18 protein-coding genes are annotated in these 18,921 nt (G+C 61.2%); 5 read left to right on the forward strand and 13 right to left on the reverse strand.

The window, feature by feature from the left end:
- Positions 1 to 76 precede the first annotated feature (76 nt).
- Complete coding sequence (locus NBG89_RS02510; RefSeq protein WP_431321572.1) at positions 77 to 1,897, forward strand: HAMP domain-containing methyl-accepting chemotaxis protein; 1,821 nt, start codon at positions 77 to 79, stop codon at positions 1,895 to 1,897.
- Positions 1,898 to 1,962: 65 nt separating this feature from the next.
- Here NBG89_RS02510 and NBG89_RS02515 read toward each other — a convergent pair whose 3' ends face one another.
- The 3 genes from NBG89_RS02515 to NBG89_RS02525 all read right to left on the reverse strand — a co-directional run bounded on the left by NBG89_RS02515 (position 1,963) and on the right by NBG89_RS02525 (position 4,403).
- Complete coding sequence (locus tag NBG89_RS02515; RefSeq protein ID WP_431321573.1) at positions 1,963 to 3,213, reverse strand: class I SAM-dependent RNA methyltransferase; 1,251 nt, start codon at positions 3,211 to 3,213, stop codon at positions 1,963 to 1,965.
- The gene (locus tag NBG89_RS02520) at positions 3,210 to 3,956 is read right to left on the reverse strand and encodes a TlyA family RNA methyltransferase (RefSeq protein ID WP_431321574.1); all 747 of its coding nucleotides are present in this window, start codon (positions 3,954 to 3,956) and stop codon (positions 3,210 to 3,212) included. The genes NBG89_RS02515 and NBG89_RS02520 overlap by 4 nt, the downstream gene beginning before the upstream one ends.
- 66 nt (positions 3,957 to 4,022) lie before the next feature.
- A complete protein-coding gene (locus NBG89_RS02525; RefSeq protein ID WP_431321575.1) occupies positions 4,023 to 4,403 on the reverse strand; it encodes a hypothetical protein in 381 nt (126 codons plus the stop codon).
- Positions 4,404 to 4,721: 318 nt separating this feature from the next.
- Here NBG89_RS02525 and NBG89_RS02530 point away from each other — a divergent pair, with 318 nt between their 5' ends.
- Positions 4,722 to 6,653 carry a methyl-accepting chemotaxis protein gene (locus NBG89_RS02530; RefSeq protein WP_431321576.1) on the forward strand — a complete coding sequence of 644 codons (1,932 nt, stop codon included), beginning with the start codon at positions 4,722 to 4,724 and terminating at the stop codon, positions 6,651 to 6,653.
- A 20-nt stretch (positions 6,654 to 6,673) separates the two neighbouring features.
- Here the strand turns inward: NBG89_RS02530 and NBG89_RS02535 are convergent.
- Positions 6,674 to 7,761, reverse strand: a protein-coding gene (locus NBG89_RS02535) for an IS3 family transposase (protein WP_416068687.1) whose coding sequence is annotated in 2 segments (ribosomal slippage) — positions 6,674 to 7,512 and positions 7,512 to 7,761 — 1,089 coding nt in all. Because the reading frame shifts where the segments join, the coding sequence is not laid out codon by codon here.
- 310 nt (positions 7,762 to 8,071) lie between these two features.
- On the opposite strand from NBG89_RS02535, the gene NBG89_RS02540 reads away from it, so the two are divergent.
- Positions 8,072 to 8,470: a VOC family protein gene (locus NBG89_RS02540; RefSeq protein WP_431321577.1), complete on the forward strand. Its 399-nt coding sequence runs from the start codon at positions 8,072 to 8,074 to the stop codon at positions 8,468 to 8,470.
- 63 nt (positions 8,471 to 8,533) lie between these two features.
- On the opposite strand, the gene dxs is transcribed toward NBG89_RS02540, so the two are convergent.
- The 4 genes from dxs to NBG89_RS02560 all read right to left on the reverse strand — a co-directional run bounded on the left by dxs (position 8,534) and on the right by NBG89_RS02560 (position 12,797).
- Positions 8,534 to 10,456 (reverse strand): 1-deoxy-D-xylulose-5-phosphate synthase, encoded by a 1,923-nt coding sequence (gene dxs / locus NBG89_RS02545; RefSeq protein ID WP_431321578.1) that lies wholly within the window; start codon positions 10,454 to 10,456, stop codon positions 8,534 to 8,536.
- A 106-nt stretch (positions 10,457 to 10,562) separates the two neighbouring features.
- The gene (locus NBG89_RS02550; RefSeq protein WP_431321579.1) at positions 10,563 to 11,486 is read right to left on the reverse strand and encodes a pirin family protein; all 924 of its coding nucleotides are present in this window, start codon (positions 11,484 to 11,486) and stop codon (positions 10,563 to 10,565) included.
- Positions 11,487 to 11,607: 121 nt separating this feature from the next.
- A complete protein-coding gene (locus NBG89_RS02555) occupies positions 11,608 to 11,859 on the reverse strand; it encodes an exodeoxyribonuclease VII small subunit (protein ID WP_025582353.1) in 252 nt (83 codons plus the stop codon).
- Positions 11,860 to 11,861: 2 nt separating this feature from the next.
- Positions 11,862 to 12,797: a histone deacetylase family protein gene (locus tag NBG89_RS02560; RefSeq protein WP_431321580.1), complete on the reverse strand. Its 936-nt coding sequence runs from the start codon at positions 12,795 to 12,797 to the stop codon at positions 11,862 to 11,864.
- Between the two features lie 161 nt (positions 12,798 to 12,958).
- On the opposite strand from NBG89_RS02560, the gene NBG89_RS02565 reads away from it, so the two are divergent.
- Complete coding sequence (locus tag NBG89_RS02565; protein ID WP_431321581.1) at positions 12,959 to 13,354, forward strand: acyl-CoA thioesterase; 396 nt, start codon at positions 12,959 to 12,961, stop codon at positions 13,352 to 13,354.
- Here NBG89_RS02565 and NBG89_RS02570 read toward each other — a convergent pair.
- The 3 genes from NBG89_RS02570 to NBG89_RS02580 are packed head-to-tail and all read right to left on the reverse strand — an operon-like array spanning position 13,351 to position 15,220.
- Complete coding sequence (locus NBG89_RS02570) at positions 13,351 to 13,914, reverse strand: biotin transporter BioY (RefSeq protein WP_431321582.1); 564 nt, start codon at positions 13,912 to 13,914, stop codon at positions 13,351 to 13,353. The genes NBG89_RS02565 and NBG89_RS02570 overlap by 4 nt on opposite strands.
- A 23-nt stretch (positions 13,915 to 13,937) precedes the next feature.
- Positions 13,938 to 14,546 carry a CbiQ family ECF transporter T component gene (locus NBG89_RS02575; RefSeq protein WP_431321583.1) on the reverse strand — a complete coding sequence of 203 codons (609 nt, stop codon included), beginning with the start codon at positions 14,544 to 14,546 and terminating at the stop codon, positions 13,938 to 13,940.
- On the reverse strand, positions 14,543 to 15,220 hold the full coding sequence (locus NBG89_RS02580) for an energy-coupling factor ABC transporter ATP-binding protein (RefSeq protein ID WP_431321584.1): 678 nt from the start codon (positions 15,218 to 15,220) through the stop codon (positions 14,543 to 14,545). Before NBG89_RS02580 ends, NBG89_RS02575 begins: the two co-directional genes overlap by 4 nt.
- 148 nt (positions 15,221 to 15,368) lie before the next feature.
- Here NBG89_RS02580 and NBG89_RS02585 point away from each other — a divergent pair, with 148 nt between their 5' ends.
- On the forward strand, positions 15,369 to 16,559 hold the full coding sequence (locus NBG89_RS02585) for a winged helix-turn-helix domain-containing protein (protein WP_431321585.1): 1,191 nt from the start codon (positions 15,369 to 15,371) through the stop codon (positions 16,557 to 16,559).
- Here the strand turns inward: NBG89_RS02585 and ribB are convergent.
- Both ribB and aroC read right to left on the reverse strand, forming a co-directional pair.
- Positions 16,556 to 17,659, reverse strand: a complete 1,104-nt coding sequence (gene ribB, locus NBG89_RS02590) for a 3,4-dihydroxy-2-butanone-4-phosphate synthase (protein WP_431321586.1) — start codon at positions 17,657 to 17,659, stop codon at positions 16,556 to 16,558. The two genes, NBG89_RS02585 and ribB, sit on opposite strands and share 4 nt — an antisense overlap.
- A 10-nt stretch (positions 17,660 to 17,669) precedes the next feature.
- Positions 17,670 to 18,767 (reverse strand): chorismate synthase, encoded by a 1,098-nt coding sequence (gene aroC / locus NBG89_RS02595; RefSeq protein WP_431321587.1) that lies wholly within the window; start codon positions 18,765 to 18,767, stop codon positions 17,670 to 17,672.
- Positions 18,768 to 18,921: the final 154 nt, after the last annotated feature.

Consider the following 18,921-nt stretch of genomic DNA (forward strand, 5'->3'; position numbering starts at 1 on the left):
CACCAAGGCGAGTGACGCCCAGGCGATCGATCCAGATCGGTTGGGCCTTGTCACTGTGGCCGCATGAGACCGCCCCATGTCCAAACTGAAGATAAAAACGCTCCTTCCACTTCTCTTCCTGTCTCTTGTTTTCATTGCCTTGGTACAGGGTGCGATCGCGGCCTTCTCGCTGACCAATCTGGAAGCCAACACCCGGCAGATCGGCGCGCAGAACATTCCGAACAGCGAGCGGCTTCATGCGATCGTCACGACGCTGAACGACGTTCGCCGCAGCTACGCCGACTATCTCCTAGCCACCGGCAAGACGGACTTCCGCAACGCCGAGACGACGCTGAAGGCCCGCCGCCAGCGTCTCGTCACCGCGATCGACGCGTTCGAAAAGCAGCCGAAGAGCGACTACATGAGCCAGAATTTCGGCCGGTTGCAGAAGGCGCTCGCCAACGATGCCGCACTTGCCGACAAGATCATTGCCCTCGCGCTTGATAATAAGCGCAGCCAGGCGAACATTCTCTATCGTGGCGAACTCTCGATGTCCGCCAACAACATTCAGACCCTCGTTGACGGAATGCTGGCAAAGGATCGGCAGTCGACCGATGCGGCGCTCGCCGCCGCAGCCGGCAACTACAGCGCTGGCGTCCTGTCGATCGTCGGTGGCCTCGCCGTCGCGCTGGCCGTCGCAGTGGCTGCCGCGTTCCTCGCCTGGAAGCGTATTTCACAGCCGATCTCGACGATCGCCATCCGCATGGCCCGTCTGGCAGACGGCGATCTCGACGCGGCCGTTCCCTATGTCGGGCGCAAGGACGAGATCGGCGACATGGCGGCCGCCGTCGCAGTCTTCCGCGACAACTCCTTCGCACGCCTCGACCTCGAACGCAGCGCCGAGCACACCCGCGAACAGGCGCAGCAGGAGCGCTCGCGCAACGAAACCTCGAAGGCTCGCGAAGCCGCGGAAATCCAGCATGCCGTCAGTGCGCTCGCGGAGGCGCTGGGCGCGCTCTCCGACGGCGATCTTACGCGGACGATCGAGACACCTTTCGCTGATCACCTCGATCGCCTGCGCAGCGATTTCAATACTTCCATCGCCAAGCTGCGGGCGGTCCTTCAGGAGGTCGGTGACAATGCTCATGCGATCGATGCAGGCGCCGGAGAAATCCGCACGGCCGCGGACGGTCTTGCGCGCCGCACCGAGCAGCAGGCCGCCTCCATCGAGGAAACGGCTGCAGCACTCGAAGAGATCACGACGACCGTCAAGGACACGGCGCGTCGCGCGGAAGAAGCCGGCACGCTGGTCACTCGTACACGCTCCGGCGCGGAAGAGTCCGGCAACATCGTTCGCAAGGCGGTTTCCGCGATGACCGAAATTGAGCAGTCGTCGCAGAAGATCGCCAATATTATCGGCGTGATCGACGACATCGCCTTCCAGACCAACCTGCTGGCTCTGAACGCTGGCGTGGAGGCTGCCCGTGCCGGTGAAGCCGGCAAGGGCTTTGCCGTCGTCGCTCAGGAAGTACGCGAATTGGCGCAGCGTTCGGCTAAGGCCGCGAAGGAAATCGAGGGCCTGATCAGCGCCTCCAACGATCAGGTCCGCTCGGGCGTCACGCTCGTTGGCGACACCGGAAAGGCGTTGGAAGCGATCGTCGGCCAGGTCCAGGAGATCAGCCGTCATGTCGATGCGATCGTCACCGCGACCCGCGAGCAATCGACCGGACTTGCCGAGATCAACACGGCCGTCAACACGATGGACCAGGGCACACAGCAGAATGCCGCCATGGTTGAAGAACAGACTGCAGCGAGCCATGGGTTGGCGCAGGAGGCGGCGAAGCTGATGCAGTTGCTGAGCCAGTTCAATCTGCAGGCCGCATCCTATAGCGCTGGATTCGGCCACTACGCCGCCTGATAGCGGCCGACACCGAACAATTAAAACGTCAGTTCATCGTCGCGGGCGTTTTTGTCTTCGGGTGGCTACTTCTCCAGCGTTGCCACGACCTCGACATGCGGCGTCCACAGGAACTGGTCGATCGGCGTTACACCGGTGATACGATAGCCTCCGTCGACGAGCAGAGCGAGATCGCGAGCGAGCGTCAGCGGATTGCAGCTGACCGCCACGACCTTCTTCACGTTCGAGCGCGCCAACTCCTTGCACTGAAACTCGGCGCCGGCGCGTGGCGGATCAAAGACCACGGCGTCGTAGACCTTCAGTTCCGAGGTCATCAGCGGTCGCCGGAAAAGGTCCCGTTTCTCGACACTGACCGGCTTGAGGCCCTGCGTGTTGCGGGCGGCATGATCGAGTGCTGCCAGCGGCTTGTCCTCGCTCTCGACCGCATGCACGCGACCGACGCGGGCAAGGCGGAGCGAGAATGTGCCGGCGCCGGCGAAGAGATCGGCGATGCGTTTCGCCTTGCCGACATGCGCCAGAACCAGCTCTGCCATTGCATCCTCCGCCGGCTTGGTTGCCTGCGTGAAGCTGCCGGGCGGCGGAACGACGTTGACGCTGCCGAAATCGATGATCGGCTTGGACGGTTCGACAAGGATCTCGTCGTTGAGCGAGACGCGGGCGATACCCCGAAGGGAAAGCACGGTCTCGATTGCCTTGCGGCGCTGCTGGTCCGTGAGCTTCTTGATGCCGTCGACCGCAAGATCGAGGCCGGACAGGGTCTCCAATGCGGTAATGCGGAACGCTTCGGCGCTATTGGCAAGTGCTGCCCCAATCGCCTTGATCGCCGGCAGCCTGGCCATGATGCCCGCCGACGAGATGGGACATTCTTCGATAGAGACGATATGGTGGCTTTCCGCCTGATTGAATCCAACAAGCATGTCCTTCTCGGTCCGCCGCGCGGCGAAGACGACGCGGCGGCGCTCGCCGGCATGAGCGGCGACTAGGTCGGCGACGTCTGGCGTCAGACCCTTCGTTTTCAACGCATCGACGACGAGCTGCCGCTTGAAGCGGCGGTAGGCCGCATCGTTCATGTGCTGCAGGCTGCAGCCGCCGCAGGTGCCGTTCACGCCGTCCGGGCCGAAATGGCGGCACGGCGGGTCCTGACGATCGTCCGATGGAGTCGCGATGGACATCAATGTGCCATGGTTTTTGACGCGTGCGATGGCGACAGTTTCACCCGGTAGGGTGAAGGGCACGTAGATCGGCCCGCCGTCTGCATGCACGATCCCGTCGCCCTGGGCGCCGAGCTTTTCGATCGTAACTGTTTGCGTGCTCACGGTTTCGTTCCTGCGAGTAGAAATTCCTGGTTCCCGTCGCCACCGGCGATCGGGGAGGGGATGAGGCCAAGGCTGTTCCAGCCCATGTCCTCGACGAACCAACGCTCAAGTTCTGCTGCGACATCAGACGCCGAAGACGGGTCCTTGAGAAGCCCGCCTTTACCGATCGCATCGCGCCCGGCTTCAAACTGCGGCTTGACGAGGAGAGCAGCGACGGCTCCCGCTTCCGCAAGATTGAGGGCAGGGGCCAACGCCAGCTTCAGCGAGATGAAGGAGACGTCCGACACGACGAAGGTGACCGGGTGCCCGATGTCTTCGGCCGTCAGGTTGCGCGCGTTCAGGCCTTCGATGTTGGTCACGCGAGGATCGTTCGATATACGAGGATGCATCTGGCCATGCCCGACATCAATCGCAGTGACATGTGCGGCACCGTGCGCCAGCAAGACTTCCGTGAAGCCGCCTGTTGATGCGCCGACGTCGAGACAGTGCTGTCCTGACGGGCTGAGCTTGAAATGATCCAGGGCAGCGGCGAGCTTCAACGCGGCGCGCGAGACATAGTCCTGCGCCGGATCATCGATTTCGATGGTGGAGTCTTCGTCAAACAGCGCGCCGGCCTTCGTCACCACCTTGCCGCCAACCCTCACGGTGCCGCGCTGCACGGCATCGCGTGCGCGGGAGCGGCTGGCGAACAGACCAAGGCTGACAAGAAGCTGGTCGAGGCGTTGCGTGTTCTGATCTGACATGCGCTGTCCATGCAGGGCAAAGCCAGCAGTTGCAAGCCTTTTGTTGGAAGCCGGCGAACGCAAGGCCTAGTTCCAAGAATTCACCCCGAGGTCTCTCTTCCCAACCATGACTTCGACGGACTTAGGCCCGGTTTTGACCCACGTCTCGCAGATTTCCTTGCCTGCGTCACGGCCACCTTTCCAGGTTCGGCAGAATTTGTCCTTCTTGATCGCCCAGACGCCCTCTATTGGGATTACTTGGCCATTGTCGAGCTTTACCTGCCCTTTCCCGCTCCCATTGGCGTCGAGTGTCAGGCTGCCCGCGTATCCCTTGCCAGGGCCGCCCAATATCAGTTCCTTACCTCGGCCAAGGAGGGCGGTCAGTTCCTCGCCAGTCATCTTTTCCGCCGCTGCCGCCGGGCCACAAATCGCCACCGTCATCGCGATTACGCCAATAAGGACACGCATAAGCACCCTCCCCAAAACGACAACGGCCTAATATACCCTTAAAGCAAGAAAAATGAATCTTCAGATCGTAATTTAGAGTTGAACTTAGCTCGCGGCCGCTGAGCCTTGAAAAAGGGTGCAATGCCGCGTCGCACAAACTTAAGCAAATTTAAAGTCTGCCGTCATAGGGTCGGGTGGATTGCAGCGGCTCGTGAAGCTGCTTCCCGCCATGATGGCTTCCTCCCACTTTGCCGATCATGTTCCCATCCGCCGAATTTTTCGGGCATGCCTTGGCGTGCCGTTTCCCCATGGCCGCAGGCCGTCAGGAGAGATTGACTGATGTTTGCTAGAAACATGTCCTTGAATGGTAAGCTCGCCGCGACATTCGCCGTGCTGATCCTTATCTTTCTGTCCGTTTCCGCCTTTGTCTACTCGAAAGCAGGCGCCGTTGCGGCCGCTTCCGAGCAGCAGAAGAAATCCGAGCGTCTGGTCAACCAGATCGATGACGCGCTGCAGGCCATGCTCGAACAAGCGGTAAACCTGCGCGGCTTCCTGCTCTTCCGCAGCGACAGCACCTATGGCGACATCTTTGCCAACCGCGAGCGCATGCAGAAGGCGATCGCTGCGGCACGCGAAACCGCGGCCGGCAAGAGCGATTTCATCCAGCAGATCGACGGCATGCAGAAGGCGGCCGATCTCTATTTCCATGAGCTTGCCGAGCCGCAGTCCAAGGCTCGCAAGGAAACCGACATGCCGGTCGACCAGATCGTCAAGATCGGTGTCAACGAAACCAAGGGCCAGCTCGACGGTTTCCGTCAGGCATCGGCCAAGATCAAGGCTGCTGCCCGCGAAGAATCGGACACCCTTGCCGCCATTCAGGCCGACGCCAGCAGCGATCTCAGCACTACGCTGCTTGTCGGCGGTGTCGCCGCTGGCCTTGCTGCCGTCCTGCTTGCCTGGATGCTGTCGCGCAGCATCGTCCGGCCGATCGTCGGCATGACCTCGGCGATGGGACGCCTTGCGGGCGGCGAGAACAATATCGACGTTCCGGCCCTGGACCGGCAGGACGAAGTCGGCCGCATGGCTCAATCGGTTCTGGTCTTCAAGGATGCGGCGATCGAGAAGCTTCGCCTCTCCGGCGAAACGGATCGCATGCGCAGCGATGCCGAGCGTCAGCGCCAGATGAGCGACGAACAGAAGGCGCGTGAGGAAGCGGAACTTCGCTGCGCGATCGAAGGCCTTGCCGGCGGTCTGTCGGATCTCGCCAACGGCAATGTCGCCGTTCGCATCACGACACCGTTCGCATCGCAATTCGATCGCCTGCGCAACGACTTCAACAACGCCGTCGAGAAGCTGCAGGGCGCTCTTCAGTCGGTCGGCCGCAATGCATCCGCCATCAATGCCGGCGCCGGTGAAATCCGCTCGGCTGCCGACGACCTTGCACGCCGCACCGAACAGCAGGCTGCGGCAGTCGAGGAAACCGCGGCAGCGCTCGAAGAGGTCACCACGACCGTTCGCGACTCCGCCAAGCGCGCCGAGGATGTCGGTCAGCTCGTCGAGCGCACGCGTCTCGGCGCCGAAAAGTCCGGCGACGTCGTCCGCAAGGCCGTCTCTGCGATGCAGGAAATCGAGAAATCGTCCGGTGAGATCAGCAACATCATCGGTGTGATCGACGACATCGCCTTCCAGACCAACCTATTGGCGCTGAACGCAGGCGTCGAAGCGGCACGTGCGGGTGAAGCGGGCAAGGGCTTTGCCGTCGTAGCGCAGGAAGTCCGTGAACTGGCTCAGCGCTCCGCGAACGCTGCCAAGGAGATCAAGGCGCTGATCAACACGTCGGGCACGCAGGTCAATGCCGGCGTCTCGCTCGTCGACGAAACCGGCAAGGCGCTTGCAGAGATTGTCGGCGCTGTCCAGGAGATCAACAAGCACGTCGGCGCGATTGTGACCGCAACGCGAGAGCAGTCGATTGGCCTGCAGGAGATCAACACGGCCGTCAACAACATGGATCAGGGCACGCAGCAGAATGCGGCCATGGTCGAAGAGCAGACGGCGGCCAGCCACTCACTCGCGCAAGAGGCAGCAGCTCTGGACGATCTGCTTGGTCAGTTCAATCTCGGCCATGCCCATGCTGACGCGCCGAGGGCGGCCGTCGCCAGGCCCGCGTCACGCCCCGTCGCTTCGCCGGCCCGCGCGCTGACCCGCACGGTGGCCAAGGCCTTCGGTGGCGGCAGGGCTGCAACGGCTGCTGCGGTAATCCCCCCGTTTTGAACGGGGCTTCGCAGTAGAATTCACGCGGCCATTTTCAGTTTCTGGGCGGGTGTGATGCCGCCGATGCCCATATTGGGCCGTTCGTTGTTGTAGGTCCATAGCCACTGCGTGGCGAATTCCTGCGCCTCCTCAATGCTTTCGATGATGTGTTGATCAAGCCATTCATGTCGGACGGTGCGGTTGTAGCGCTCGACATAGGCATTCTGTTGCGGCTTTCCGGGCTGAATGTGGCTCAAGGCAATTCCTTGCTTTTCGGCCCATTCCATCAGTTTGCCGCTGACATACTCAGGTCCGTTATCCACACGAATGGCGAATGGTCTGCCTCGCCATTCGATGATCTGGTTCAGGCTGCGGATGACGCGTTCAGCAGGCAGCGAAAAGTCCACCTCGATGCCCAGTCCCTCGCGGTTGAAGTCGTCCAGGACATTCAACAGTCGGAATTGCCGACCATCCTCCAAACGATCCGCCATGAAATCCATTGACCAGACCAGGTTAGGCGCATCCGGCACAGTCAGAGCGTCGGGTTTGTCCCGCCTCAAACGCTTGCGTGGCTTGATCCTGAGGTTTAACTCCAGCTCGCGGTAGATGCGGTAGACGCGCTTGTGGTTCCAGCGATGTCCTCGGACATTCCGCAGGTATAGAAAGCACAGGCCAAAGCCCCAGGTCTTCTTTGCCCGCGTCAGCCCGATCAGGAGATCGGCGATCTGCTCGTTCTCGTCGTTCAGCTTGGCGCTGTAACGATAGCAGGTCTCGCTGACCTCGAAGGTGCGGCAGGCAAGTGCAATGCTCACCCCGCGCAACGCCACAGCTTTCCCGGCCATCTCTCGGCGTTGAGATGGCCGTGTCATTTTTTTCCCAAAGCCTCCTTCAGCAGTTCCGCCTGCATGCTCATCTCCGCATACATCTTCTTCAGCCGACGGTTCTCATCCTCCAGAGCCTTCATCTGGCTGATCATAGAGGCGTCCATACCGCCATACTTCGAACGCCACTTGTAAAAGGAGGCGGTGCTCATTCCATGTTCCCGGCATAACTCCGGCACCGGAACGCCGCCTTCTGCCTGGCGCAGGATGGCAAGGATTTGGGGTTCGCTAAATCTGCTCGTCTTCATCAAAATCTCCTCGTTCATAAAGCCCGAGAAAATTCTACTTTTGAAGCCCGTTAATTGGCGGGGGGATTACCCTGCCGTTCAGGAGGACTGGACGGAATTCTGAGCTGAAAGGCACGTGACCATAAAAGAAAAGCCCCGTTTTTCGGTCGGCCACTTACTTAAATGTGAAAATCTGTACCTATGAGAAACGAGAAACGCTCGCAGCAAGCCGCTGCGAGCGTTTCGTTTTCCGAAGATATTTTCTATGTTTAAGCAGGAGCTTGTTCTAGGGTGTGACGGAGAATCATAGGAAATAGGAGATTGTGAACGCATGCTTCATCATATCTCTTTTGGCGTCTCAAACATCGAACGCTCGGCGGCGTTCTATGACGCCGCTCTTGCTCCCCTCGGTTTTACTCGTGTTTGGGAGGATCTGAGGCCCGGAGAAGCTGATCAGGCTGTCGGCTACGGAATTGCTGGCGGCGGCGATAAGTTTGCGATCAAATCATGCCCAGAGGGCCAGCGCGCGCCGGGTCCCGGCTTTCATCTAGCCTTCGTCTCCGCGAGTAGACGAGCGGTCGCCAACTTTCATGAGGCGGCGATCACACACGGAGGCATTGATAACGGGTCGCCTGGTCTTCGTGCCCACTACGGACCACATTACTTCGCGGCCTTCGTGGTCGACCCAGATGGTCACCATATTGAAGCCGTTTTCAACTCTCCCGACTAGCTCGCAAGAAAAGTCAAAGTGCAGTGGGAGCTTCGCGCTTCTCCGGTTGATGACGACGCCGGACTAGCCAGCGGCGCCGACGCCGAAGGCTGCCGGGCGTCCGAGCACCCGGAAGACAGTGGAGACGATCCCGGCGCGGTCGAGACCCGCGTGGGCGTTCATTACCTCCGGCTTTGCTTGTTCCATCCACAAGTCGGGCATGACAAGCGAGCGGATCTTCAGGCCGTTGTCGAGGAGACCGTCCATCGCCAGGAACTGCATGACCTGGCTGCCGAAGCCGCCGATTGCACCTTCCTCGACAGTGATCAGAATCTCGTGGTGGCGGGCGAGCTGGCGGATCAGATCGTGATCCAGCGGTTTGGCAAAGCGCGCATCGGCAACCGTCGTTGAAAGGCCGGCCGCATCCAGATCCTCGGCCGCAAGCAGACAGTCGGCCAAGCGGGTCCCGAAGGAGAGCAGTGCCACCTTCGCGCCTTCCTTGACGATGCGGCCCTTGCCGATCTTCAGGATCTCGCCGCGCACCGGCATCTCGATGCCGACGCCTTCGCCACGCGGATATCGGAATGAGATCGGACCGGCGTCATAGGCCGCCGCCGTTCGTACCATATGCTTCAGTTCGGCCTCATCGGCCGCTGCCATGACCACGAAGCCCGGCAGGGTCGCCAGGAACGTCGTGTCGAACGAGCCTGCATGGGTCGGTCCGTCGGCGCCGACGAAGCCGGCGCGATCGATCGGGAAGCGAACCGGCAGGCCCTGGATCGCGACGTCGTGCACCACCTGGTCATAGGCGCGCTGCAGGAAGGTTGAGTAAAGCGCGGCAAACGGCTTGAAACCTTCGGCAGCGAGACCGGCCGCAAACGTCACCGCATGCTGCTCGGCGATGCCGACATCGAAACAGCGGGCCGGGAAGACGCTTGCGAGCTTGTCGAGGCCGGTCCCGTTCGGCATGGCAGCGGTGATGCCGACGATCTTGCCATCGAGCTCGGCTTCCTGCACCAGGGCTTCGGCGAATACGCTCGTGTAACTCGGTGCGTTCGGCTTCACCTTCGCCTGCGCGCCAGTGATGACGTCGAACTTGTTGACGCCGTGATACTTGTCGGCCGCAGCTTCGGCCGGCGCATAGCCCTTGCCCTTCTGCGTCACGACATGGATCAGCACCGGGCCGTTCGCGTTGTCCCGGACATTGCGCAGCACTGGCAGCAGGTGTTCGAAGGAGTGACCGTCGATCGGGCCGATGTGGTAGAAACCCATCTCCTCGAACATGGTCCCGCCGGTCACGTAGCCCCGCGCATGCTCGACGGCGCGGGTGATGGCGCGGTCGACGTTCTTGCCGAGATAGGCCGTCAGCTTCTTGCCGAAATCGCGGAAGCCCATGTAGGTGCGCCCGGACGCGAGGCGCGCGAGATAGGCGCTCATCGCGCCGGTCGGCGGCGCGATCGACATGTCGTTGTCGTTGAGGATGACGATCAGCCGGGCGTCGAGTGCGCCGGCATTGTTGAGCGCCTCATAAGCCATGCCGGCCGACATCGCGCCGTCGCCGATCACGGCGATCACGCGGCGGTCCGTCTTGTCGAGGTCCGACGCAACCGCCATGCCGAGGCCAGCGGAAATCGACGTCGAGGAGTGAGCGGCGCCGAAGGGGTCGTATTCGCTTTCGGCGCGACGCGTGAAGCCGGAAAGGCCGTCCTCCTGGCGCAGCGTGCGGATACGGTCGCGACGACCGGTGAGGATCTTGTGCGGATAGCACTGATGCCCGACATCGAAGATCAGTCGGTCGTCAGGCGTGTTGAACACGTTGTGGATGGCGATCGTCAGTTCGACGACGCCGAGGCCGGCGCCCAGATGCCCGCCGGTCTTGGATACCGCATCGATCATCTCGTCGCGGACTTCGCGCGCAAGCTGCGGCAGGTCGCGATCCTCCAGCTTTCGGAGGTCGGCTGGATAGGCAACCTTGTCCAGCAGCGGCGTCTTCGGCGGTTGTGTCACGGGTGGGCGCTCTTTCTTGTCTTTCTTGGGCAGGATGCCTTTAAGCCATAAATTGCGGTGAAAAAAGTCGATTTCAAGAACGGCTGAAACTCCTCTCTAAAGGAGATCAGCCTTCCGGCAAAGGTATGAATTCTTCTTCGTCCCCCGGAACAATGTCAAATTTGCCCGTTCGCCACTCTTCCTTTGCCTTTTCGATGCGCTCTTTCGAGGAGGAAACGAAGTTCCACCAGATGTAGCGTTTCGAGTTCAGCGCCGCTCCGCCGAACAGCATCAGATGACAGCCCTCTCTGCCGGCTTCGAGCGTGATCGCATCGCCGGGGCGGAAGACCAGCAGCTGATCGGCGGCAAATCTGTCGCCGGATATCACGACTTCGCCTGATAGCACGTAGGCCGCCCGCTCTTCGTGTCCCGCGGCGAAGGGGAACTTCACACCGGGTTCCAGACTGATATCGGCATAGAGCGTATCCGAAAACACCTTCACCGGCGAGGACATTCCCTCGAACGATCCGATGACAACGCGCCCGCGCATGCCGCGCTCGTCGATCACGGGCATGTCGGTCTTTTCGGTATGCGCAAAGGAGGGATCGATCTCCTCCTTGTCATCGGGCAGCGCCAGCCAGGTCTGCAGGCCCGACATCAACAGCGGGTGTCCACGCAGATTATCAGGCGTGCGCTCGGAATGGACGATGCCGCGTCCTGCCGTCATCAGGTTGATGTCGCCGGGGCGAATGACCTTCTCGGTGCCGAGGCTGTCGAGGTGCCGGATCTCGCCGTCGAAGAGGTAGGTCACCGTCGAAAGCCCGATATGCGGGTGCGGCCGCACGTCGAGCGCCTCGTTCGGCTTCAGGATCGCCGGCCCCATGCGGTCGAAGAAGATGAACGGTCCGACGAGCCGCCGCTCCCGGGTCGGTAGCGCGCGCCGCACCTGGAAGCCACCGAGATCGCTGGTGCGCGGTATGATGAGATTTTCGATCGCGTCGCAGCTGAAAGCGTCGCCGGGCAGGGGGTCTTTACCGGGAAAGAAGGACATCGCAGATCTCCGATGAGCACCGGTTCTACGCTAGCCCGATTGATGATGGCGGACTAGGAAAACTTATCGCTCAAACGGCGACGCTCTGTTCAGGATGATGACGATTTCGCTGGGGGTTTGCTTATGCGCCGTCCAGCGGCTCGACGCCCTGCGGCTTGCCTGATCGGTCGAGGCGGATCTTCTCGATGCGGTTTTCGGCGGCCGAGAGCAGCGTTTCGCAATGCTTCTTCAGCGCTTCGCCGCGCTCGTAGATCTCGATCGATTCATCCAGCGCCACGTCGCCGCGTTCAAGCCGGGCCACGATGCTTTCGAGTTCGGCGACGGCCTTCTCGAAGGAAAGACCGGAAACCTCCGGCTTGGCGCTGTCAGTCATACTCAACCCCTCATCATTCTAAGAATATGCAGGCCAGCCGACTCGGCGAGGCCTTCGAGATCATAGCCGCCTTCCAGCAGGCTGACGACCCGGTTTGCGGCACTTTTGTCGGCCACCTCGAGCAATCGCCCGGTCGCCCAGTCGAAATCCTCGCCGACGAGATTGATCTGTGCCAGCGGATCGCGGTGATGCGCATCGAAACCGGCGGAGATGATGATCAGGTCCGGGCGGAAGTCGAAGAGTGCTGGCAACACCCGCGATTTGAACGCCTCACGGAACTGATCGCTGCCGACATTCGGCGATAAGGGCGCGTTGACGATGGTGCCGTGCTTGCCGCTCTCGTCTTTCGCGCCAGTGCCGGGGTAAAGCGGCATCTGGTGCGTTGAGCAGAAGAGTACGGAAGGATCGTCCCAGAAAATATCCTGGGTGCCATTGCCGTGGTGCACGTCCCAGTCGACGATTGCCACGCGCTCCGCGCCATGCACCTTCTGCGCATGGCGGGCGGCAATGGCGGCATTGTTGAAGAAGCAGAAGCCCATCGCCGTTGTTTTTTCGGCATGGTGGCCGGGCGGCCGGGCAGCAACGAAGACGTTATCGGCCTTGCCGGTGAAGACGTCATCGACAGCGGCCATCGCGCCGCCGATCCCCGTCAGCGCCGCTTCGAAGCTCTTTCTGCTGGCATAGGTATCGGCTTCGAGCTGATTGATCTCGCCATCCTCTTCCGGCACCTGGCGCAGCACCGAAAGCAGGTGCTCTTCGGGATGCGCAAGCAGCACGGCTTCTTCGGCGGCCTGCGGAGCGCGCCTGCGATCAAGCCCTGCAAAGTTCGGATGCTCCAGCGCCACGTTGATCGCCCGCAGGCGGTCGGACCGCTCGGGATGGCCGGCGGGCGTTACGTGTTCCAGGAAAATCGGGTGCTCGTAAAGGCGGGTGCTCATGGGATCACTCTATCTTTCCCTCCCGTCATGATCCACAGCAGATGGGGCTCGATGCGCCGATTTCAACAACCGCGCGCGTTGCTCCTCGCACCGGTCCTCCCGTTTACTTCGGTCGGCCTCGCGGCTAGTCTGAGGGGAGGGGGAAATTGGTAGAAGGATCAATGAACGAGGTCACGCGCACCGTTGCGATGAATGTGCCGTTTCGCGATGTCGACATGAACGGCCAGGTATTTTTGGGTTCATATATTTCCTATGCCGAGTCCGTGCTGGCGACCTTCTGGTCGTCGAGGCCACGATTGCAGGACGAACCGCTTTACATCGCCAGCAAGGTGACCTGTATTCTCCATCGGCCGCTGCATTACGATGAGCGGGTCGTGTTCACTGCGTCGGTGGACAAGATCGGTGTGCGTTCGGTTGGCTTCATCATTGCAGCCGACATTGGCGATGAGCGCTCTGCCGAGGTCGAGATCATCTGGCAGGCGCGCTCACGCGAAGATCGTTCGCCAGTCCCGCTTCCCGAAGTCACGCGCGACTGGCTTTATGGTTTCGTCGATTAGCTACGCACCGGCAGCAAGGGATAGCCGACCATGACGGCACGGCCGACAAGCGCTGCAACGAGCGCCTTGATGACGTCACCGGGGATAAACGCCATTGAGCCAAGGAAGGCCTTGGAGAGGCCAAGCTGGGCGGCGAACGCCAGATAGACGATGCCGCAGGCATAGAGAACGACTATCCCGCCGATCATCGCAGCGAGGAAGAAGCCGACCGTCTGCACCAGCGCCGATTGCTCTGACTTGACCAGCCGCTCGCTGAGATAGCCGGTGACGAAGGCCGCCAATACCCAGCCGATCAGAAAGCCGGTGGTCGGTGCGGCGAAGGCTGCCAGCCCGCCACGACCGCCGGAAAGCACGGGAAGGCCGATTGCAACAAGCACGAGGACGATCAGGACTGCGATCGTGCCGCGGCGCGCGCCGAGCACGACACCCGCCATCATGACGCCGAGCGACTGCGCCGTGATCGGCACCGGAATGAAGCCGAGCGTGATCGGCGGCAGAATGCCGAGCGCGACGATGATGGCCGCGAAGAGGGCGGAGAGAACGAGGTCGCGAGTGCTCATGCAGGGCTCCTGTTAGCGAGTTCTCAATTGACATGCCGCCGAACGCCGCGCGCGTCAATTGCCGCCGCAATGTTATCCGCATCCCTCAGCGTCAGAATGATCAGCGGCACGAGCACGGTCGTTGGTCGTACCGTGATACCACGAGCCGCGTGCGCCTCGCGGATGGCACGGTAACGATCGAGGATTTCGGGCACAAAACGGACGACGAGCCCGACAGCAAGGCCGACATCGTCCGCCCGGAGAAGTCCAAGGCGCTCTAACGGTCGTGCCAGAAGTGTAATCTCATCAATGAATTGCGCGATCGTGGTCGTCGCCGTCACGGCGGCCGCAAACAGCATCAATGCCGTCAGGCGCAGCAGGGCGACGATTGCGACATGCCAGGGATTGAAGGCCAGACTGAACAACGCCACGATGACGATCGTCAGGAAGACCGGCTTCAGCCGCGCAAGCGCGGATCGTCCCGGAAGGCCGATGCTGATGCAGATCGCGGCCGTGGCGACCACCGCCAGGGCAAGCAGCAGGAGATTCGTCGAAAGGAAGAGCACGACGCCGAGGGCGGCAAGCGCAAGCAGCTTGGCGCGAGCCGAAAGCCGATGCATGGCGCTGTTGCCTTCGACGAAAAGCGAGTTCATCGGCTGGCGATCTCCCTGTAGCAACGGATCGCTTCTCCGGCCGGCGCGTCGGCAACGAGATTGCCCTCATGGAAAACCAGCACGCGCTCGTAGTCGGCGACCAACTCCAGATCGTGGCTGATGACGATCGCGTTCTCGGGAAGACTTTCCACCAGCCTCTGCACAAGACCGCGGTTCTTGAGGTCCAGTTGGTTGGTCGGCTCGTCCAAAATGACAATGTCTGGACCGGTGACCAGCACGGAACACAGGGCGGCAAGTTGGAGTTCTCCGCCCGAAAGCTCGTGCGCCCGGCGCTCGGCTAGATGGGCGGCGCTGAAACGCTGCAGGACCGCCTCCGCCTTAGCCTCTATTTCCGCCGGCTTGTAGCCGCGGCCCTTCAGCCCGAAGGCGATGTCGTCGCGCACGATGGGCAGAATGATCTGGTTTTGCGGGGACTGGAAGATGAACCCGACATCGGTGAGAACGGCCTTGGCGTCGGCCGTATCGCGGCCGTTGACGATCACGCGTCCGACACTCGGCTTGGTCAGGCCGTTGATGAGGCGCGCAAAAGTCGTCTTGCCCGAGCCGTTGAGGCCGATGATGCCGATGCGCTTTTCGGTGAGTTGCAGCGTTACGGGCGCCAGCGCGACACGCGCACCATAGCTGACCCCTGCGCCTTCGAAACGGATATCCACCTGGTTCCTCGTGATTGAGAGGCCGTTCTATAACGAATTTCGCACTTTGAAAGCTCAAAATCTCGCAATGAATGCTGGTTGCTCCTACCTGACTGGTCCCCTCAAACTTATCGGATGGCTAGGAACATTTTCCGGCCTATGATGCGCTATGACGAATCTCATTTCGAATTCCGATGCCCGCCGCATATTCCTCGCCAAGCAGGGCCTGAGCGCGCCGCCGAACAAGGCGCTGACGAAGGCTGGCCTGCTGGAGCTCATCCACGAACTCGGTTTCGTGCAGGTGGACAGCATCCAGACGGTGGAGCGGGCGCATCACCAGATCCTGTTTTCCCGCAACCAGACCTACAAGCGTGAGCACCTGACGGCACTGCTGGAGAAAGAAGGCTCGCTCTTCGAGCACTGGACGCATGACGCCTCCATCCTACCCAGCACATTCTTCCGGTACTGGAAACACAAGTTCCGCCACGAGGAAGAGGTGATCGGCGAGCGCTGGCGAAAATGGCAGGGGGAGGGGTTTGAACACGCCTTCGACGAAACATTTGAACGCGTCACTCGTGACGGAGCCATCATGGCGCGCGAGATCAAGGCGGACGGGCATGTTTCCGGCGGCTGGTGGAACTGGCACCCCAACAAGACGGCTCTCGAATATTTCTGGCGCACCGGCAAGTTCGCCATCGCGGGACGCTCGAACTTCCAGAAGATCTATGATCTCGTCGAACGCGTCATTCCCGCCGAGTTTCACGAGCCGGAGGTCAGCTACGAGGAGTTTGTCGACTGGGCCTGCCGCAGTGCGCTGACGCGATTGGGCTTTGCCACGCATGGGGAGATTGCTGCTTTCTGGGATCTACTGTCGCCCGATGAAGCGAAAACATGGGTCAATGCGCATCGTGACGAGTTGACAGAGGTTTTCATCGAGCCGGCGCTTGGGGGCAAACCGCGTGCGTCTTGGGCCTTCCCGGATTTGCTCAGGAGCCTTCAGGACTATCCCGAGGCGCCGCCACGCGTTCGCGTGCTCAGCCCCTTCGATCCGATGATCCGCGACCGCAATCGCACTGAACGCCTCTTCGGTTTCTTCTATCGCATCGAGGTATTCGTGCCAGAGCCGAAGCGCGAATACGGCTACTATGTTTTCCCGCTTCTGGAAGGTGACAAGCTGATCGGTCGCATCGACATGAAGGCCGATCGCAAGGGTGGAACGCTGGACGTCAAGCGGCTATGGCTGGAGCCGGGCGTAAAGGCTGCGGCCGGGCGACTGGAAAGGCTGCATGCCGAACTGGAGCGCCTCGCGCGATTCTCTGGCGTCGAGAAAGTCACCTATCTCGATGGATGGCGGGCTTAGCAAATCTCCGTATTGGTGATTTTGATCCCGAAGCCCTCGAGGCCGACGTAGTGACGCTCGCGGCTGGTGAGCAGCTTGATGGAGCTGACGCCGAGGTCCTTGAGGATCTGCGCACCGAGACCGATCTCCAGCCATTCGCTTTCGCGGCTCTTGGCTTCGGCGTGGGATTCGCGGCCCTGGCTGCGCGTCTTGCGGCCGTTGTCGTAATGGCCGACGCCGACGGAACCTTCGCGCAGATAGACGATGATACCGCGGCCTTCCTCGGCGATCTTCTGCATGTAGTGATCGACCGGGCTCTGCTTGCCGAAGAGGTCCTCCGCGACATTTTCGGGGTGCAGGCGGACTGGAATATCGATGCCGTCGCGAATGTCGCCAAAGACTACCGCGAGGTGCTGCATCGGATCCCAGGGGAGCGAATAGGTATGGGCCTTGGCCTTGCCGAAAGGCGTTTCGATGTCGAAGCTGGCGCCGAGTTCGATCAAGGTTTCCTTGCGCTGGCGATAGGCAATGAGATCGGCGACTGAGACGAGCTTCAGCCCGTGTTTTGCGGCGAAGTCGACCACCTGCGGGCCACGCGTGACGGTGCCGTCGTCATTGACAAGCTCGCAGATCACACCGACCGGCGGCAGCCCGGCAAGCTTGCAGAGATCAACCGCGGCTTCCGTATGGCCGGAGCGCATCAGCACGCCGCCCTCGCGGGCGACGAGCGGGAAGATGTGGCCGGGACGGACGAAATCTGCCGGGCCGACATTGGGGTTCGCCAGATTGCGGACGGTCAGCGTGCGGTCATCGGCGGAAATGCCCGTCGTCGTGCCATGCTTGAAATCGACCGAAACGGTGAAGGCGGTCGTATGGGCCGAATCGTTTTCGGCAACCATCGCATTCAGGTTCAGCCGGCGGGCCTCCTCCTTTGGCATCGGCGTGCAGACGATGCCGGAGGTGTGACGCACGATAAAAGCCATCTTCTCCGCGGTGCAGTGAACAGCCGCAACGATCAGGTCGCCTTCGTTCTCGCGATCGTCGTCATCCATCACCACGACGATTTCGCCGGCCTCGAAGGCTCGGATTGCATCGACGACGCGCTTTTGATCATAAGGCATGTCAGTGTTCCTATTTCAGTCGGCCGGTCTGGCCGCGGTCACGGAGGTAATGGTCGGCGACGGCGCAGGCGACCATCGCTTCGCCGATCGGCACGGCGCGAATGCCGACGCACGGATCGTGCCGCCCCTTAGTGCGAATATCGACATTGTTCCCATCGCTATCGATCGACCGGCGCTCGGTCAGGATCGACGACGTCGGCTTGATGGCAAAACGCGCGATAACAGGCTGACCGGTCGAGATGCCGCCGAGGATGCCGCCGGCCTTGTTCGACAGAAACAATGCCTTGCCATCATTGCCCATGCGCATCTCGTCGGCGTTTTCCTCGCCGGTGATCTCAGCGGCTTCGAAGCCGTTGCCGATTTCGACGCCCTTGACGGCGTTGATCGACATCAGCAGCGAGGCGATGTCTTGGTCGAGCTTGCCATAGATCGGGGCGCCGAGACCTACCGGCACGCCTTCGGCCACTACCTCGACGATAGCGCCGATCGAAGAGCCATTCTTGCGGATGCCATCGAGATATTCTTCCCACACGGGAACGATCGCGGCATCCGGCGCGAAGAACGGATTCTGATCGACCTGATCCCAATCCCAGTTTTGGCGGTTGATCTTGTGTTTGCCGATCTGCACCAGCGCGCCGCGCACCTTGACCTGGGGCACAACAAGACGGGCAATGCCGCCTGCTGCTACGCGCGCCGCTGTTTCGCGGGCCGACGAGCGGCCGCCCCCGCGATAGTCGCGAATGCCGTACTTTACATCGTAGGTGTAGTCGGCATGGCCAGGCCGGTACTGTCGTGCGATCTCGCCGTAATCCTTGGAGCGCTGATCGGTGTTCTCGATGATCATCGAGATCGGCGTGCCAGTCGTGATCATCGTCTCGCCGTCGGCGTCCAGCATGACGCCGGACAGCACCTTGACCAGATCAGCCTCGCGACGCTGCGTCACAAAGCGCGACTGGCCGGGCTTTCGCTTATCGAGCCAGATCTGAATGTCCTCGAGCTTGAAGCGCAGACCGGGTGGGCAGCCGTCGACGACGCAGCCAAGCGCCGGCCCGTGGCTTTCGCCCCAGGTGGTTACACGGAAGAGATGACCGAATGTGTTATGCGACATGTGTCCCGACCGGATCGCGCCAACCGGTCGTCACCGGCGGCGTCCTTCATCTGAAAATGCGCGACACTCATAGGCCAAAAAAACGCAGCGGCAAAAGCCTTTCTTTGCTCGAAACCGTCAACGAAAGGAAATGGTGTTTCCGCTGATTGTAAAC

The sequence above is a fragment of the Rhizobium sp. YTU87027 genome (assembly GCF_050644135.1).
GTDB lineage: Bacteria > Pseudomonadota > Alphaproteobacteria > Rhizobiales > Rhizobiaceae > Rhizobium.